Origin of the sequence: Brevundimonas sp. P7753, from assembly GCF_013386595.1 — a bacterium.
Classification (GTDB): domain Bacteria; phylum Pseudomonadota; class Alphaproteobacteria; order Caulobacterales; family Caulobacteraceae; genus Brevundimonas; species Brevundimonas bullata.
Window position 1 is genome coordinate 1 of the sequence record NZ_JACARP010000152.1, and the last position, 208, is coordinate 208.

General features: G+C 62.5%; 1 protein-coding gene. It reads right to left on the bottom strand.

From position 1 onward, the window contains the following. Positions 1–208 (bottom strand): hypothetical protein (locus tag HX774_RS19835; protein WP_218650525.1); only part of this gene is annotated, 208 nt, incomplete at both ends.

Here is a 208-nt window from a genome sequence, read left to right on the forward strand (position 1 = left end):
CGATCGACTGGGCCAGAATGCCGTAAGCATCCGCGCCCTGAGTATAGATGGCGCCGTCATTGTCGACATCGACTCTGCCGGCTTTATTGCCGCTTCCACCTGTGCCGCCCAGCGACAAGGAGGAAATGATGCTGCCCTTGGCGACCACGCCGGTCTGAAGCGTAAAGACAGACGAGCCATTACCGCCCCCGCCGCCCAGCGACTGGGC